The organism is Neisseria sp. P0021.S005 (genome assembly GCF_051956955.1).
Map to the genome: position 1 here is coordinate 1 of NZ_JBQCWY010000726.1, position 1,492 is coordinate 1,492.

The 1,492-nt window shown below is 48.7% G+C and carries 1 protein-coding gene; it reads right to left on the reverse strand.

The window, feature by feature from the left end; genetic code table 11:
- Positions 1-853 (reverse strand): sodium-dependent transporter (locus ACTHUE_RS18715; protein ID WP_440424157.1); only part of this gene is annotated, 853 nt, incomplete at its 3' end.
- Positions 854-1,492 lie beyond the last annotated feature (639 nt).

Sequence of the window (1,492 nt, forward strand, 5' to 3'; positions counted from 1 at the left end):
CGATACCGTTGGATGCCACTTCGCTGACTTCTTTGCCTGCGGCTTGAGCCATAAAGCCCAATGCGGCAAATACGCCGATACCGGCGAGCAACTCAAAGCTGCTGTTGGCAAAGCCGACAACCAAGCCAGTACCGCCCAAGTCGGTTTTTTTCTTCAGGTAAGAAGAATAAGTAATCATGATGCCGAAGCAGATGGAGAGCGAGAAGAAAATCTGGCCATATGCGGCTACCCAGACTTTCGGATCCGCCAAACGGCTCCAGTCAGGCGTAAACAAAGCGTTCAAACCTTTTGCCGCACCCGGCAGAGTCAGCGCAATGCCCACCATGATGACGAACATCACCACCAACAAAGGCATGAAGAATGTAGATGAACCGGCCACGCCTTTTTGTACGCCCAAAGCCATAATCGCCAGCGTAAACACCCACACGGCAATCAGCGGACCGGCTACTTTGCCGACAAAATCCAAGCCCAAGTCTTTGGCATCGGCCATTTGCAGGAAGTCTTTGAAGAAGAATGCCTGCGGATCTGCACCCCATGCCGAAGTCAAAGAATAATAGGCATAGCTTGCCGCCCAGCCGACAATCACGGCGTAGTAGATACAGATGATGACGTTGGTCAGGAAGTTCCACCAACCCATCGGCTCAAACAAACGGCCGAGGCGGCGGAAAGCCAAAGGTGGCGAGCCGCGGTAACGGTGGCCGATGGCGTAGTCGAGCAGCAACAGCGGAATACCTGCCGTCAACAGCGCAACCAAGTAAGGGAGGACGAAAGCACCGCCGCCGTTGTCGAAAGCGATGTAAGGGAATCGCCAAATGTTGCCTAAGCCCACGGCCGAGCCGATGGCAGCAAACATAAAGGCGCGGCGACTGCTAAACGTCGCGCGTTCGCTGGATTGAGAATTTGACACGATGAACCTCTTAAAAGTCGAGTGCCGCCAAGGCCGTTCAGCCTTGCGCGTATATATTTAGGAATCAGGCCGGGCAAGCCGGTCGGTTAAAGTAGATATTCGGACAAGGATAATATCCGGTATAGAGGATGCACCGCTTATGGCCATGCAAACATAATCTGACCTTATCGTAAAAAAATTTAACAGTGTTGACAAGTCATAATTAAATTAAAATCACAAGCAAAATCTTCATACACTACGACTAAAACCTTCATACACTTATTTATATAACCCCCAAACACAGCTCAATCCACCGTTTTTCCCTCCCTTGTTCCGACAATTTTCCCCTTTGCTAAAAACCGCCCTCCCCTTATCCGGCAAGGAAAACCGGGAATCCAAGGCGTTTAAATTCCATGTCATCAAAAATGTTCAGACGGTCTTTTCCTTTTGCTCGATTAAACCCGGGCCGTCTGAAAATTACACTGTTGTATGTTGTAATCAAAAGCCACACTCAAATTCTGTTTAATATAAACAAAAACAATCCGCCTTTTCCCGTTTCATTCATTACCATGATTTAAAACGAGCATAAAACACTAAAAACAGAAT